The sequence below is a fragment of the Streptomyces eurocidicus genome (genome assembly GCF_002891295.1).
Classification (GTDB): Bacteria; Actinomycetota; Actinomycetes; order Streptomycetales; family Streptomycetaceae; genus Streptomyces; species Streptomyces eurocidicus.
On record NZ_LGUI01000002.1, the window covers coordinates 639,904 to 655,046 of the forward strand.

At 72.8% G+C, this 15,143-nt stretch carries 15 protein-coding genes and 2 pseudogenes; 11 read left to right on the top strand and 6 right to left on the bottom strand.

Annotated elements, in window-relative coordinates; translation table 11 throughout:
* Positions 1-240: 240 nt before the first annotated feature.
* Both AF335_RS07695 and AF335_RS07700 read right to left on the bottom strand, forming a co-directional pair.
* Positions 241-939: a DsbA family oxidoreductase gene (locus tag AF335_RS07695; protein ID WP_102917513.1), complete on the bottom strand. Its 699-nt coding sequence runs from the start codon at positions 937-939 to the stop codon at positions 241-243.
* Positions 936-1,607: a GntR family transcriptional regulator gene (locus tag AF335_RS07700; protein ID WP_102917514.1), complete on the bottom strand. Its 672-nt coding sequence runs from the start codon at positions 1,605-1,607 to the stop codon at positions 936-938. Before AF335_RS07700 ends, AF335_RS07695 begins: the two co-directional genes overlap by 4 nt.
* Positions 1,608-1,983: 376 nt before the next feature.
* On the opposite strand from AF335_RS07700, the gene AF335_RS07705 reads away from it, so the two are divergent.
* The 5 genes from AF335_RS07705 (at position 1,984) to AF335_RS07725 (ending at position 5,646) form a co-directional block, all read left to right on the top strand.
* Positions 1,984-3,138 carry a pyridoxal phosphate-dependent aminotransferase gene (locus AF335_RS07705; protein WP_102917515.1) on the top strand — a complete coding sequence of 385 codons (1,155 nt, stop codon included), beginning with the start codon at positions 1,984-1,986 and terminating at the stop codon, positions 3,136-3,138.
* Positions 3,128-3,643 (top strand): DUF6190 family protein, encoded by a 516-nt coding sequence (locus AF335_RS07710; RefSeq protein WP_102917516.1) that lies wholly within the window; start codon positions 3,128-3,130, stop codon positions 3,641-3,643. The genes AF335_RS07705 and AF335_RS07710 overlap by 11 nt, the downstream gene beginning before the upstream one ends.
* Positions 3,630-4,457, top strand: a complete 828-nt coding sequence (locus AF335_RS07715) for a dihydrodipicolinate synthase family protein (RefSeq protein WP_102917517.1) — start codon at positions 3,630-3,632, stop codon at positions 4,455-4,457. The genes AF335_RS07710 and AF335_RS07715 overlap by 14 nt, the downstream gene beginning before the upstream one ends.
* A 72-nt stretch (positions 4,458-4,529) precedes the next feature.
* Complete coding sequence (locus AF335_RS07720; RefSeq protein WP_102917518.1) at positions 4,530-5,372, top strand: iron-containing redox enzyme family protein; 843 nt, start codon at positions 4,530-4,532, stop codon at positions 5,370-5,372.
* On the top strand, positions 5,365-5,646 hold the full coding sequence (locus AF335_RS07725; RefSeq protein ID WP_102917519.1) for a Rieske (2Fe-2S) protein: 282 nt from the start codon (positions 5,365-5,367) through the stop codon (positions 5,644-5,646). The genes AF335_RS07720 and AF335_RS07725 overlap by 8 nt, the downstream gene beginning before the upstream one ends.
* A gap of 92 nt (positions 5,647-5,738) precedes the next feature.
* Here AF335_RS07725 and AF335_RS07730 read toward each other — a convergent pair whose 3' ends face one another.
* From AF335_RS07730 to AF335_RS07740, 3 genes and pseudogenes are all read right to left on the bottom strand, one after another.
* Positions 5,739-6,008 carry a DUF1876 domain-containing protein gene (locus AF335_RS07730; protein ID WP_102917908.1) on the bottom strand — a complete coding sequence of 90 codons (270 nt, stop codon included), beginning with the start codon at positions 6,006-6,008 and terminating at the stop codon, positions 5,739-5,741.
* Between the two features lie 48 nt (positions 6,009-6,056).
* Positions 6,057-6,704, bottom strand: a pseudogene (locus tag AF335_RS07735) (phosphoribosyltransferase); the annotation flags it as partial.
* A gap of 95 nt (positions 6,705-6,799) precedes the next feature.
* On the bottom strand, positions 6,800-7,216 hold the full coding sequence (locus AF335_RS07740; RefSeq protein WP_102917521.1) for an HIT family protein: 417 nt from the start codon (positions 7,214-7,216) through the stop codon (positions 6,800-6,802).
* A 54-nt stretch (positions 7,217-7,270) separates the two neighbouring features.
* Here AF335_RS07740 and AF335_RS07745 point away from each other — a divergent pair, with 54 nt between their 5' ends.
* From AF335_RS07745 to AF335_RS07760, 4 genes and pseudogenes are all read left to right on the top strand, one after another.
* Entirely contained in the window at positions 7,271-8,068 is a 798-nt protein-coding gene (locus AF335_RS07745; protein WP_102917522.1) for a DUF72 domain-containing protein, read from the top strand.
* A 113-nt stretch (positions 8,069-8,181) separates the two neighbouring features.
* Positions 8,182-9,534 (top strand): serine/threonine-protein kinase, encoded by a 1,353-nt coding sequence (locus tag AF335_RS07750; RefSeq protein ID WP_102917523.1) that lies wholly within the window; start codon positions 8,182-8,184, stop codon positions 9,532-9,534.
* Between the two features lie 91 nt (positions 9,535-9,625).
* Complete coding sequence (locus AF335_RS07755; RefSeq protein WP_146045461.1) at positions 9,626-11,017, top strand: DUF6777 domain-containing protein; 1,392 nt, start codon at positions 9,626-9,628, stop codon at positions 11,015-11,017.
* Between the two features lie 87 nt (positions 11,018-11,104).
* Positions 11,105-12,378 (top strand): annotated as a pseudogene (locus tag AF335_RS07760) (TerD family protein).
* Between the two features lie 27 nt (positions 12,379-12,405).
* Here AF335_RS07760 and AF335_RS07765 read toward each other — a convergent pair.
* The gene (locus tag AF335_RS07765) at positions 12,406-13,575 is read right to left on the bottom strand and encodes a glycosyltransferase (protein ID WP_102917525.1); all 1,170 of its coding nucleotides are present in this window, start codon (positions 13,573-13,575) and stop codon (positions 12,406-12,408) included.
* 68 nt (positions 13,576-13,643) lie between these two features.
* On the opposite strand from AF335_RS07765, the gene AF335_RS07770 reads away from it, so the two are divergent.
* Complete coding sequence (locus tag AF335_RS07770) at positions 13,644-14,441, top strand: glutamate racemase (RefSeq protein WP_102917526.1); 798 nt, start codon at positions 13,644-13,646, stop codon at positions 14,439-14,441.
* A 77-nt stretch (positions 14,442-14,518) separates the two neighbouring features.
* Positions 14,519-15,124, top strand: coding sequence for a hypothetical protein (locus AF335_RS07775; protein ID WP_221505664.1), 606 nt, complete (start codon positions 14,519-14,521; stop codon positions 15,122-15,124).
* The last annotated feature ends 19 nt before the right edge of the window (positions 15,125-15,143 follow it).

Here is a 15,143-nt window from a genome sequence, read left to right on the forward strand (position 1 = left end):
CGTTCCCGGGCGAGGGGCCGGGGTCGCAGGTCTCTGCGGCCCCGGCGGTGACGATGCGCGACCAGGTATGCGGGTGGACCGGCCGCCGGGCTGTGCTTGCCCGTAGAACCCTCGATTCCGGAACGTGGAACGAGGCTTCCGTTCACCGACGCTAGAAGGAACAAGTTGTTGGAGTCAACATCTAGCAAACAGAAATGAACGATGATCGATCATTTCTGGCCGGTGCCCGGACAGCGCCCCTCAGCTGGCCGCCCGCTTCAGGATGGCTTCGTAAACGCCCGGGTCATTGGCCGTTACCTCGGGAAAGCCCGTGCCGTACTTGCCGTGCCAGCGCGCCGCGACGCCGGGATTGGCGTGATCCGACCCATCCGAAAGGTACAGATGCGGGCTGCACTTGACGCCATGCTCCTTGGCGCACCGGAAGTCACGGGTGATCACCCGGCGCGCCCGCCCGTCGTCGAGGCCCTCGGCTATCGCGCCCGCGTCCACGCCCTCGGTCTCCTCGGCGACGGCCACCACGACGGCGCGCGCGCCGATGGAGCGGCTCTCGGCCCAGAAGGCCCGGCGCAGCGCCAGGTCCAGCCGCTCGGACGCCTCCAGTCCCTGCTCCTTCGCGAGCTGGACCGCCTCCAGGGCGGGCAGCGAGGAGGAGGGGAACTTCCAGTCCGGGGCCCGCCACAGCTGCCAGCCGGCCTCGGGTTCGATGTGCGCGACCCCGCCGACCTCGGAGTCCGTACCGGGCCGGGGGCTCGGCCCGTTGTTGAACAGCTCCAGCGGGAACGCCCGGTGGTCGAACCGGACCCGCTCCTCCAGTCCGAGCCGGCGGCGCGTGGTGTGCAGCCGGTGCATCGCCACGTGTGCGAACGAGCACCAGATGTCGCTGAAGAGGGTGATGACCCCGGGGCGGGTCTCGGTCTGTGGTGCCGGTGTGGTGGTCATGAGGCTCCGATCGGTTGAGGGGCGTAGCCCAGGATGTGGAGTTGCAGCAGGCGTCCGACGTCCGGGTCACGGCGGCGGAACGCCTCGATGATGGGTTCGTGGTCGCGGGCGTTCTCGTGCAGCCCGGTGCGCACCCGGGTCAGCGAGAGGTGCGTCCACAGCTCGACGGCCAGGGACTCCCAGCTGGGGAGCAGGACGGCGTTGCCGGCGGCCCGCAGGATCTCGCGGTGGAACGCCACACCGTGCCGGACCTGCGCGTCGACGTCCTCGGCGGCCGCCGCCCGGCGCATCCCCTCGGTGTGCTCCTCCAGCCGGGAGGGGTCCTCGGCCAGCCGGGGGAGGGACAGCTCCGCGGCCAGCCGTTCCAGGGCCGCGCGCACGGGGTAGACCTGACAAAGTCGTCGCGGACTCAGATCGCCGACACGCGTCCCGCGATGCGGTGAGGACTCGACCAGCCGCATCGCCTGGAGATCGCGCAGCGCCTCCCGGACGGGCGCCTGGCTGACGCCCAGTTCCGTCGCGAGGCGGCGCTCCACAATGCGCTGACCTGCTTGCCAGCGGCCTCGCACCAGGTTGTCCAGCATGATCCGCCGGACCTGCTCGCTCAAGGGTGTACGGGTCAAGTTCCCAGTGGATTCAGCGTTGTTGTGCGGTGCCTCGCCGTTCATGGGTGATTGTCTCCCCGCAGAAATTCTGCTTGAGCGATGATCGATCGTCGGTTAACGTACGTCAATAGATGGCCTCCGCACACAAGTTCGGCCACTTCTGACGTTCCGCCGGACCGCACCGACCTCGACGACAGCCGGACGGCCGCCCCGGATCTCACCCGGGCGGCACCGGTCACGACCCGGACAGCATCGGCAGGTGTCCGGCCGCACTCCCGTACGTACGAGAACACAACGTTCCGCTCCAACGAACCGCCGTGGATCTCCGGGTGTCATCCCTCCGGACCCGGCGGTGTGTCCCCTTCCCCTCGCGCGAGCCCACAGGCTCCCGCGCCACCGACTGCCGGCCCCACCGTGCCGCAGCCGACAAGGAGATCACGTGACCGAGCAGCTTCTCGACCTCACCCAGCACGAGATCCAGGCCTTGAAGACCCGTTACAACCTGGCCGACGCCCACACCCACCAGCAGCAGTCCGTGGGCCAGCGGCAGATCGTCTCGGCGCTGCCCGACCTGTGGTACGAGGCGGAGGCGACCCGTCAGGCGGACCTGGAGGACCGGTTCAAGGAGGTCTTCTTCCGGCTGCACGGCCAGAACAGCGTCCGGGCCGACACCACCATGCTCTCCTACGCGGCCTCCATATCGACCCTGGTCGCGGGCATGTACCTCAGACAGCGCGAGATCAGCGTGAGCCTCGTCGAGCCGTGCTTCGACAATCTCCCGGACGTCCTCCACAACGTCGGCGTGCGCCCCGTGCCCATCCCCGAGGACGCGCTGCACGACGCCGACCGTATCTACGACCGTCTCGTCGAGACCGTCAAGACGGACGCGCTCTTCCTCGTCGACCCCAACAACCCCACCGGCTTCAGCCTGCTCAGCCATGGCCGCAAGGGCTTCGAGGAGGTCATCCGCTTCTGCGTCGACCACCACAAGCTCTTCGTCGTCGACCTCTGCTTCGCCGCCTTCGCCCTCGCCGACCCGCGGTTCGGCCGCTTCGACCTCTACGAGCTCCTGGACGGCTCCGGCGTCAGCTACATCGCCCTGGAGGACACCGGCAAGACCTGGCCGCTCCAGGACGCCAAGTGCGCCCTGCTCACCTGCAGCAGGGACCTGTACGAGGACGTCTACAACATCCACACCAGCGTTCTGCTCGACGTCTCCCCGTTCGTCCTCAACTTCCTCGCCCGGTACGTCGAGGACTCCATCGAGGACGGCATGGCCTCGGTGCGCGATGTGATCACCCGCAACCGCGAGGCCGCGCAGAAGGCCCTCGCCGGCAGCCTGCTGGAGCACATCGACCCGGCCGTCAACGTCAGCGTGGCGTGGTTCCGGATCACCGACGAGAACGTCAAGGCGACCGAGCTCCAGGCGCACCTCGCGCAGTACGAGGTCTATGTGCTGCCCGGCACCTACTTCTTCTGGAGCGAGCCGGAGCGCGGCGAGCACTACGTCCGCGTCGCCCTGGCCCGTGACCCCGGCGACTTCCGCGCCTCGGTGCAGCGCCTGCGCGAGGGAGTCGACAGCTATGGCGCCTGAGGTCCATCTGGACGCCTCCTTGTTCATGGGCATGCACACCGCCGACCCTTCCTTACGCGCCGCCGCCACCGCGTTCTTCGCCACCCACCTGGAGCGGCCGGTGGTGATGACGTACGAGGAGGTGGGGCGCTGCGACGACTACGTCTGGCGGTTCCCGCGCGAGGTGCAGGACGCCTATTACCCCTTCATGGACGTACTCCATTCCCTGATGCCCATCCGGCGCCGCGCCTACGACGCCGACGTCCTCGCCGCCCTGCCGGGCCTCCCCGAGCGGGCGCCCGGCAGCACGGAGGACCTCCGTCCGCGTGACCGGCTGCTGCTGGCCTCGGTCGTCGCCGCCGGTGGTGAACTCGTCACCCTCAACCCCCGGCTCACCGCCCTGACCGGCCTCGGACTGCCCGTGCGGACGCCCGGCCCGGCCGCGGCGCGCGGCGTCTTCCCCGCCGACCTGGACAAGCTCTACGAGCAGTCCCTGGTGCTGGAGGCCGACCATGCCGAACTCTGAGCGCGCGGCGGCCGAATGGCGCCTCAAGGCGCTGCGCGGCACCGTCGTCCCCATGGTCACCCCCGTCGACGAGGACCGGCGCGTGAGCGCTCCCGACGTCGCCCGGCTGGTCGCCTCCCTGCACGGCCGGGTCACCGGCTACATGCCCGCGCTGAGCACCGGCGAGGGCTGGCACCTGACGACCGCCCAGTGGACGGACGTCGTCCGGCTGACCGTGGAGCACGCGGGCGGCGCGCCCGTCCTGGCCGGTGTGGAGCTGCCCGGGATCGACGAGATCGTGGCCCGAGCGGAGCTCGCGGCCGGGCTCGGCGCGGACGCCGTCGTCGTGCCCCCACCGTGGTCCGACGAGGGCGGCACCGCCGCCATCGGCTTCGTGGAGCACTACACCACCGTCGTCGAGCGCAGTCCGCTGCCCGTGGTCGTCTACCACGAGAACGTGGTCTCCAAGGCCCCGCTCGACCTCGACGCCCTCCTGGAGGTGTGCGCCCTGCCGGGCATCGTCGGCGTCAAGGAGTCCAGCGGCTCCGCGGAGTTCACCCGCAAGCTGCTCGACGGCGGGCCCGCCGTCCCGGTCCTCCAGGGCTGGGAGCACCTGCTCTCCGCCGTGCCCGGTGTACAGGGCTTCGTCGGACCGCTGGCCAACCTCGACCCCGAGGCGTGCGACGAAGCGCTCTCCGCCGCCGGGCCGGACACCCAGGGCCGGGTGGACGCCCTGTCCGAGCGGTACCGGCTGCTGGCGGACGACTGGTACCTGCACGTCAAGGAGGAACTGGTCCGCCGAGGCACCATCGGCACCCCTCTCGCCGTCAACTGAAGGCGCCCGTACGGGGCCGGCGCCCCCGGCCCCGTACTCCCATCGTCCGCACGTACCCGCCCTGGAGTCCCCATGGCCACCACGACGGCCACTACGGCCGGCAGCCGCCTGTTCGTCCTCAACCGCACGATCCCCAGCCCCGAGGAGCTGCGCGAACTCCACGAGCTGGAGGAGCGCCTCATCGCGGGCCGCGCCCGGGAGATCGAGGCGGAAGCCCCCGTCATGGCCGACCGCGCGGCCCTCGGCCGCCATATGAAGGCGCTGCTGGAGGCGGAGAAGAACGATCCGCCGGAGTTCGAGCGCGTCATGGCCGAGGACCTCGACCGCGAGCAGTTCAAGGAGGTCGTCGCGCAGTTCGCCGTGGACGGCCTGACCGAATCGGAATCCTTCCTGCCGATCGTCTGGCGGCTGCCGAAGAAGGCCAAGATGGCCGTCTTCCGCGTGCTGGTCGACGAGTTCGGCTGCGGCAACCTCGACCAGGCCCACTTCAACATCTACCGCGACCTGATGACCGAACTGGGCATGTCCCTGGACGTCGACGACTACCTCGCCCGGACGAACGAGGAGACGTACGCCTACGTCAACACCTTCTTCTGGGCCGCCGCCAGGGCGCCCCGGCCCGAGTACTTCCTGGGCTGCCTGTGCTACCTGGAGTCCAGCATCCTCTACGCCTTCCAGTGCTTCGCGAACGCCGCGACGCGCCTGGAGCTGGCCGGCGCCCGCTACTACACCGAGCACCTGCACATCGACAACTTCCACGCCAAGGAACTCCAGGTGGCCATCCGGGAGTTCGACGCCGAGGCGGACCTGCACCCGGTCAAGGTGTGGACCGGCTTCAAGCTCGCCAGCGAGGTCATCGGCGGAGCCACCGAGGCGGCCGTCGCCTCCGCGCTGAAGGCGGGCTCGCATGGCTGAGGCATCCGGCGCGCCCGGAGCGCAGCGACCGTACTCCGTGGAGCAGATCAGCGACGACCGCATCCGGGTGCGCGTCGGCGACCGCGAGTTCGAGGCCGACGCGTTCTGCCCGCACCGCAAGGGACACATGGTCCACGGCTATGTCAACGCGGCCCGGCTGCGGATCACCTGCCCCCTGCACCACTCCAGCTACTCCCTGGAGACGGGGGAGGCCATCACCGGCCCCACCGCCACCCCGATGTGCGTACGGGAGACCACCCCCGCCACCGGCTGACGGCACACCCCGTACGGCACACCCCGTACGGCACCCGCACCCGGCGCCCGGCGAACCTCCGGCCGCGCCGGGCGCCCCGGTCGCGCCCCGGGTCAGTGGGACAGGTGCGCCGGTGTGTGGGTGAGCTCCTCGATGTCGACGCCCGCCTTCTCCAGCAGCTGCGCCGCGAGGTCGTGCAGCGCCCGCGCCGCCGCCACCTCCTCGCCGACCCGCTGCTGACCGGGGTCGTCCGGGTGGCGGCTGGTGACCCCGTGGGCCTTGAGCTCCGTGCCGTCGTGCATCCGCAGCACCGCCGCCGCCTGGGTCAGCGGCCCGGCCTCACGGAACTCCATGTCGACAGTGCACCTGACGATCGTCTCCATGGCGATCACACCTCCAGCGATTCACGGCTCCGCCCGGCGGGCGGAGCCGGGCCCGTCCCGTCCCGCGCCGCCGCGCCGGAGCAGCGCGACGACCTCCTCGTCCGTCGTCTGGGAGAAGTCCTGGTACCACTCGCCGACCGCGAGGAACACGGCCGGCGTCGTGAGGCAGACCAGCTCGTCCACCTCCGCGCGGAGCGCCTCGGCCGCGTCCGGGGCGGACACCGGAACGGCCAGCACCACCCGGGCGGCCCCATGGGCCCGTGCCACCTCGCAGGCGGCCGAGGCCGTCGCGCCCGTCGCCACCCCGTCGTCGACCACGACGGCCGTCCGGCCGTCCAGGGCGACCCGCGGCCGCCCGCCGCGGAAGGTCTCCGCCTGCCGCGCGAGCCTGGCCTCCTCGTGCGCCTGGATCTCGGCGAGGTCGTCCTCGCCGACCCGGCTCACCCGCATGATGTCGCCGTTGAGGACGCGCACACCGCCCTCGCCGACGGCGCCGAAGCCGACCTCCTCGTGGAGCGGCACGCCGAGCTTGCGCACCAGGATCACGTCCAGCGGGGCGCCGAGCGCGCGGGCGACCTCGTAGGCCACCGGGACCCCGCCACGGGGCAGCCCCAGGACGACGGGGGACTCGGCCCGGAGCGGCGCCAGCCGGTCGGCCAGGCGGCGGCCGGCGTCCACGCGGTCGCGGAATCTCATGGTCCACCTCTGCCATACCTGCGATACATCCAATATGGCCAGATTCAGGCGGATAGTCCACGCGGGGGCCTTACGGGCGCCCCCCGGAGTAGGGGTCAGAGAGCCGCCCGCACCCGTGCCGCGACCCGCTCCGCCTCCTCCTCCGACGCGTACCGCGTCCGCGGCCAGAAGAACCCCCGCAGCCCGTCCTTGCGGTTGCGCGGCACGACGTGCACATGGAAATGCGGCACGGACTGGCTGACCCTGTTGTTGGCGGCCACGAACGACCCCGCCGCGCCCATCCCGCGCTCCACCGCGCCCGCGATCCGCCGCACCCGGGTGAAGAACGGCCCCACCTCCGCCTCCGGCAGATCGGTCAGCGTCTCGGCGTGCCGCCGCGGCACGACCAGCACATGCCCGGGAAACAGCGGCCGGGCGTCCAGGAAGGCCACCGCCGTGTCGTCCTCGAAGACCCGGTGACCGGCGGCCCCGCCCGCCACGATCGCGCAGAAGACACAACCCGTGTCGCCCATGACCTCGCACCCCCGCTGGTGGCGTACCCGCTGTCCCGGCGCAAGGATCATGCCATGGCCCTGCTCGTCGGCACCTCGGGATGGCAGTACAAGGACTGGCGTGGCGCCCTCTACCCCGACGGCTGCCCCCAGCGGCTGTGGCTGGAGGAGTACGCCCGGCACTTCGCCACCGTCGAGAACAACGCCGCCTTCTACCGGCTGCCCGAGCACGGGACCTTCGCCGACTGGCGCGACCGTACCCCGCCGGGGTTCGTCATGGCCGTCAAGGCCAGCCGCTACCTCACCCACATCAAGCGCCTCCGCGACCCGCGGGAGCCGGTGGAACGGCTGATGCGGCACGCCGCCGGCCTCGGCGACCGGCTCGGCCCCGTCCTCCTCCAGCTGCCACCCACGCTGCACGCCGACCCCACGGCCCTGGACACCGCGCTCGGCTGCTTCCCCGCCGGCACCCGGGTCGCCGTCGAACCCCGCCACGACTCCTGGTGGACGGACGAGACCCGCGCCGTGCTGGAGGCCCGCGGCGCCGCCCTCTGCTGGGCCGACCACGACTCCCGGCCGGTGACCCCGCTGTGGCGGACCGCCGACTGGGGGTACGTACGGTTCCACTGCGGCCGGGCCGAACCGTGGCCGCGCTACGGGCGCCGCGCCCTCGACAGCTGGGCCCACCGGATCGCCGACCACTGGCCCGACCGGTCCGACGCCTACGCCTACTTCAACAACGACCCCGGCGGCGCCGCCGTCCACGACGCCACCGCCTTCGCACGGGCCGTGGAACGGCTCGGACGCACCGTGAGCCGCACCCCTTCCGCCCAGGCCCGGACCACGGCCCCCGCCGGCCGCCCGCCGCCATGACCACGACGCCGGACGGGGAACGGGACCGGGGGCCACGACGTCTCAGCCAGTGTGGCCCGAACGCGTACGGCCTCCGGGGGCGCCGTACGCGCGGGGAAGGGGGGGCGTTCGGCATGACGGAGGAGCCGCGGCACCGGTTACTGGCCGGACGGTACCGCCTGATCGACGAACTGGGCAGCGGGGGCATGGGCGTCGTCTGGCGCGCCCGCGACGAGCTGCTCGGCCGGGAGGTCGCGGCGAAGGAGGTCCAGGCGCCGGCCCACCTGAGGGAGCAGGACGTACGGATCCTGTACGCCCGGCTGAACCAGGAGGCCCGGGCCGCCGCGCGGATCAACCACCCGAACGTCATCACCGTCCACGACGTCGTCGAGGAGGACGGCCGCCCGTGGATCGTCATGGAGCTCGTGCGCGGCCGCTCGCTCGCCGAGATCCTCCAGCGCGACGGAGTGCTCGACCCCCGGGCGGCGGCCAGGATCGGCGCGATGGTCCTCCAGGCCCTGCGCAGCGCCCACGCCGCGGGCATCCTGCACCGCGACGTCAAACCGGCGAACGTCCTGGTCGAGCCGGGCGGCCGGGCGGTCCTCACCGACTTCGGCATCGCCCTGATCGAGGGTTCCCACACCCTCACCCGCACCGGCGACCTGGTGGGCTCGCCGGACTTCCTCGCGCCTGAGCGCGCGCGGGGCGAGCGCCCCGGCGCCCCGTCCGACCTGTGGTCGCTGGGCGCGACCCTCTACGCGGTGATCGAGGGCCGGTCGCCGTTCCGCCGGACGACCGCGCTCGGCACCCTCCAGGCCGTGGTCCAGGACGACCTGCCGCCGCCGAGGCTCGCGGGCCCCCTCACCCCGCTCCTCGAAGGGCTGCTGCGCAAGGACCCGAGGGAGCGGATGGGCTCGGTGGAGGCCCAGCGGCTGCTCGACGCCGTCGCGGCCGGGCACATGACCACCCGGGCCGACCGGACCGGGGCCGGGCCGGTCGTCCGGTACGTACCGACGGCCGTCGGTACGCCCGCCCCGGCGCCCGTCCCCGCCCTGGACCCGGCGCCCACGCCGGGCGCCACACCCGGCCCCGTACCGCCACCGGCGCCCGTCCCCTACCCCGTGCACACGCCCTTCCCCGCGCCCACACCCGTGCGCGCGGCGGGCGTCGTCCTTCCCGTGGTCGTCCCCGATCCGGCCGCGCCGAACCGGCGCCGCCTGGTGGCGCTCTTCCTCGGTTCGCTGCTGGCCCTGCTGCTCATCGGGGGAGGGGCCGTGGCGGTGCTGGCCGCCCGGGGCTCGGAGGACCCGGGACGCACCGGCGGCACCACCTCCGGATCCACTCCCGCGCCGTCGAAGGGCGCCGGGGCGCCGGACGGTTCCGGTGCGTCGGACCGGCCGACCCCCGACCCGTCCACACCGGCGGCCGGGAGCACGGGATACACCTGCGGGAAGGGCGGCTGGCTGGAGTCCTGCCCGCCGGGGTGATCTTCAGGGGCAGCCGGCGCGGGGCGCGGGAGACAAGCGCCGACGTAGCACGAGTACGCCAGGAACGACCACAGACATCGGGGGAGCACGCATGCGAATGGTGACCGTCCGGACCGTCTCTCTCGTCACGGTGACCGCCCTGCTCGGGGGCATCGGCGCGGCGGGGTGCACGAAACAGCAGAGGGTCAAGGCCGTGGAGCTCGTCCTGGAGGCCGCGGGGACGATAGGCGTCGACCCGTTCCTGAAACATCCGGACGTCGATGTCAAGGGCGTCAACTCCCCGTCGCACGGCGGCGGCACGGTAGCGGTGGACGACCGAGGCGCGTTCGGCGGCACGCGCGGCACCACCCACTGCGACAAGAGCCTGCTGATCAAGGGGATCACCCAGGACCCGGCCAAGGCCAGGGCGTGGGCCGGGGTACACAACATCGACCCGAGCCGGATCTCCGCCTACATCAACGGCCTGACCGAGGTCAATCTGGAGTACGACACCCTGGTCAAGAACCACAACTACCAGGGCGACGGACAGATCAGGGGGTATCTGTCGGTGCTTCAGAAGGGCGTGGTGGTGCTCAACGACCCGCTCACGGGACCGGCCGTCAAATGCAACTGCGGGAATCCGCTCCTGTCCCCCGACCGCGCGGTCGACCTCAAGTCGGTGACGTACAAGGGGGAGCGCTGGCAGACCTTCACCAGTGTGGAGATCACGGTCATCGCACCGAGGCCCAAGGAGAAGGGGCCGGTCAAGAAGGTCCAGCTCGTCGATCCCTTCGAGAGCGGCAAGGCGTTCGACCGCACGGTCGGGACCGACGGCGAGAAGGACTCCAAGGAATTCGCGTGGGAGCCGCCGCCCCGGCCCGTCCCCTCGAAGGAGCCCACGGTCATCGTGCCGCCCGGCGTCTCGGCGGGGCCGTCGTCGCCCGGCTCGGCCGGGCCCGGTTCCGCCGGGCCGGGTTCCAGCGGCCCCGGTTCCGGCGGCCCTGGTTCCAGCGGTCCCGGGTCGTCCGGACCGTCCAAGGGAGGCGAGTCCTCCACGGACCCGTTCCCGCCGGGGCAGGGTGCCTCGGCCTCGCCGGGACGGCCGTCCGGGGAGCCGAAGCCGCCGTCCGGCGGGTCGAAGCAGCGCCCTGAGGATCCCAAGAACCCTTCCGGCGGGGCGAAGCAGCCGTCCGGGAACGCGCAGCAGCCCTCCGGCGGGTCCAAGCAGCCCCCGTCGGACCCGCCCAAACAGCCTTCGGTGGACCCGCCCAAGCAGCACCAGGCCGACCCGCCCAAGCAACCGCCCGCGGAGCCCAAGCAACCGCCCACGGGACCCAAGCAGCCTCAGACCGAGCCCAAGCAACCCCAGCCCGAGCCGAAACAGCCCCAGACCGAGCCGAAGCAACCGGCGCAACCCAAGCAGCCCCCCGCCGGACCCCAGCAGCCCCCCGCCGAGCAGAAGCCCGCTCCCGACGGGCCCAAGCAGCCCACCGGGTCCTCGTAAGGGCGCGGTAACCGGGAGATCCGGGATATTCCGTCGCCAGGGTACGTTGGGACCCTGCAAGCACGGGACCGTTCACAGGGGTGGAGTATGGCGATGCAGAAGGGCACCAACGTCCGGATTCCGGCGGCCGCGGTGCGCGTCGAGCTGGGCTGGCGCACGGGCTCCGGGATACCGGACGTGGACGCCTCCGCGCTGCTGCTGTCCGCGGGCAAGGTCCGCTCGGACGCGGACTTCGTCTTCTACAACCAGGCGGTGCACTCCTCCGGTGCCGTGCGCCACGAGGGCAAGCGCCCGGCGGGCGACTCGGTGACGGACGCGCTCTCGGTGAACCTCGCCGCGGTGGAGCCCTCGATCGAGACCGTGGTCCTCGCGGCCTCCGCGGACGGCGGCACCTTCGGCCAGGTGCCCGGCCTGCACATCCGGGTGCTCGACGCGGCGTCCGGCGCGGAGCTCGCCCGCTTCGACAGCTCGGACGCCACGGTCGAGACCGCCTACGTCCTCGGTGAGCTCTACCGCCGTCAGGGCGAGTGGAAGTTCCGGGCCGTCGGCCAGGGTTACAGCAGCGGTCTGGAGGGTCTCGCCACCGACTTCGGCATCACGGTCGACGAGCCGCAGCAGGCGGCGCCCGCCGCCCCCGCGCCGGCCCCCGCGCAGGAGCGGCCGAGGACGCCCGCCCGGCGCCGGTGCCGCCGGCGCCCGCCGCGCCGCCCGCGCCCCAGCCCGTACGCCTGACGAAGGTCACGCTCACCAAGGAGGCGCCGGCGGTCTCCCTCACCAAGCAGGGCGGCACCTCCGGCGCGCTGCGCGTCAACCTCAACTGGCAGGTGCAGAAGCAGTTCAAGGGCTGGGGCCAGCGGCTGGGCAAGGCCATGGCCATGCACTCCGACCTCGACCTCGACCTCGGTGCCCTGTTCGAGTTGCGGGACGGCAGCAAGGGCGTGGTCCAGGCGCTCGGGAACTCCTTCGGCTCCCTCCACCAGCCGCCCTTCATCCACCTCGACGGCGACGACCGGACCGGATCGGTGGCGTCCGGCGAGAACCTCACCGTCAACCTCGACCACATCGCCGACTTCCGGCGCATCCTCGTCTTCGTGACGATCTACGAGGGCGCCCGGAGCTTCGCCAACCTCAACGCCACCGTCACCCTCCAGCCGCAGCACGGCGCCCCCATCGACTTCTCGCTCGACGAGTGCACCGTGCCCTCCAACGTCTGCGCGCTGGCGCTGATCACCAACAACGGCGGCGACCTCGTCGTCCAGCGCGAGGCCCGCTATCTGGTGCCCGACCGGGGCGTCAGCCCGCAGCGCACGCTGGACCGCGCCTACGGCTGGGGCATGAACTGGACGCCCGGCCGGAAGTGACCCCGGCGGGGCCCGCACCGGGCCCCGTCAGGGCGCGGCCTCCGGGCGGGCGTACGTCCGCCCCTTCCAGGCCGCGCCCCGGCCCCGGTGGTGCTGCACCGCGGAGTCCACGGTCATCAGCAGATACAGCAGGGCCGTGAGCGGCAGCAGCGGCGCCAGCGCGAGCGGCTGCCGGTAATAACGCAGCATCGGGACGTACGTGCCCGCCATCACCGCCCACGCCACGGCCCCCGCGACCAGCGGGGTCCCGTCGCCGGTCAGCGCGCCGGCCACCACGGCCGCCGGCGGCACCAGATACACCACCGCCAGACCGGCGACGGTGCCCGCCAGCAGGAACGGGTTGTGCCGCAGCTGGGTGTAGGCGCTGCGCGAGACCATCCGCCACAGCTGGCCGAGGCGCGGATACGGCCGGACGCTGTCCACCCGGTCGGCGAGGCCCAGCCAGATCCGGCCGCCCGCCCGCCGCACCGCCCGGGCGGTGGAGACGTCGTCGATCACCGCGTGCCGGACGCTGTCCGGGACCCCGGCCCGCTCCGCCGCCTCCCACCGCAGCAGTACGCACCCGCCGGCCGCCGCCGTGGTCCGCGCGCCGGGCCGGTTGATCCGGCGGAACGGATAGAGCTGGGCGAAGAAATAGACGAACGCCGGGACGATCAGCCGCTCCCAGGCCGTCGACACCCGCAGCCGGGCCATCTGCGACACCAGGTCCAGACCGCCCGAGGAGGCCGCCGCCACCAGCTCCCGCAGGCTGTCCGGGGCGTGCGCGATGTCCGCGTCGGTCAGCAGCAGGTACTCGGCGTCCGTACGGGCGCGGGCGAGCGCCATGCCGTGCCGCACGGCCCACAGCTTGCCCGTCCAGCCGGGCGGCGGCTCGCCGGGGGAGTCCACGGTCAGTGCCAGCCCGCCGTGCTCCCGGCCGAGGGCGCGGGCCACCTCGCCGGTCCCGTCCACGCTGCCGTCGTCGACGAGGAAGACCTCCGCCCGCCCCGGATAGTCCTGCGCGAGGAGCGAGGGCAGGCTCGACGGCAGCACCCCGGCCTCGTCACGGGCAGGGACCACGACCGCCACCGGAGGCCATTGCTCCGGGTCGGTGCGCTCCGGCAGCCGCACGTCCGTGCGCCAGAAGAAGCCCTGGCACAGCAGCAGCCACAGCCACGCGGCCAGTGAAGCGAAGGTGATCCACGTCAGCACGCTCACCCCTCGCAGTCTGCCGCACACGAGGACGCTCGCGCGGGTGATCGACGCTCATCCATTAAAGTGACCGGGTGAAGATCGCGCTCATCGACTCCGGTATCGGCCTCCTGGCTGCCGCGGCGACCGTCCACCGGCTCCGCCCCGACGCCGATCTCGTCCTGTCCGGCGACCCCGCCAGCATGCCCTGGGGCCCCCGCACCCCCGAGGACCTCACCGCGCACGCGCTGGCCTGCGCCCGCGCCGCCGCCGCGCACCGCCCCGACGCCCTGATCGTCGCCTGCAACACCGCCTCCGTGCACGCCCTGGCCGCCATACGCGCCGAGCTGGAGCCGGAGCTGCCGGTCATCGGGACCGTACCGGCGATCAAGCCCGCCGCGGCCGCCGGCGGCCCGGTGGCGATCTGGGCCACCCCCGCGACCACCGGCAGCCCGTACCAGCGCGGCCTGATCCGCGACTTCGCGGCCGGCGTCGAGGTGACCGAGGTGCCCTGCCCCGGCCTCGCCGACGCCGTGGAGCGCGCCGACTCGGCCGCCATCGACGCCGCCGTGGCGGCGGCCGCCGCCCTCACCCCGGCCGGCACGCGCGCCCTCGTCCTGGGGTGCACCCACTACGAACTGGTCGACGACCGCATCCGCGCGGCCGTTCAGCCGAGGCTCGGCCCCGACGCGCCCGAGCTCGTCCTGCACGGCTCGGCCCCGGCCGTCGCCGCCCAGGCCCTGCGCCGCGCCGGTACCGCGCCCGACCCCGACGCCGCGCCGACAGGACGGCTGACCGTGCTGCTCAGCGGGCGCGAGGGGGCCCTGCAGCCGGCCGCGCTCGCCTACCGCGAGGGCCGTTCGCTCGTCGAGGCCGCGGCGGCTCGTTCCTGACACCCGATCCGGTTCCGTGCGAGCCGGGCCGCGCATCACCCCTGCCACGGGGGCGGAAGATGAGTAGGCTGCCTCATATGAGGGACCACTCCAAGGGCCCGCGGGGCCACGAGGGCGACGAGAATCCGGACACGGTCGGTACCCCTTCCCCGGCCGACGGCGTGGGTGATCTCGTGGTCTGGACCGGCCGGGCCACCAACCGGATCCAGTGGTTGCTGGCCGTTGCCGGCGCCGCCTGCCTGGCGCTGGGCGTCGAGCTGGCCGTCGACAGCGCGTGGACCTCAGGTCTGGCCCCTCTCGTCATGGCGGTCGTCGGCTGCGTCGCGGCCGGGCTCCTGATGCTCTACGGCACCCTCGCGTTCGTCCATGTGGCGGTACGGGTCGACACCGAGGCGCTGGAGGTCCGCTGCGGCCACATCGGCGTGCCGCGGACCCGTATCCCGCTCGCCCATGTCGTCGGCGCCGATTTCGCCCCGCGCGTCACCCCGCGCCAGTGGGGAGGCTGGGGCTACCGCTGGCGTCCCGAGAAGGGCACCGCCGTGGTGGTGCGGCGCGGCGAGGGCTTCGTGCTCCGGCTCGGCGACGGCCGGTCCTTCACCGTCACCGTGGACGACGCGGAAGCCGCCGTTCAGGTGATCCGCAGGGGGCTGCGCCTGGCGGCGGGCCGCCAGGCCGCCGCCTGACCGCCGCCCGCCACCGGCT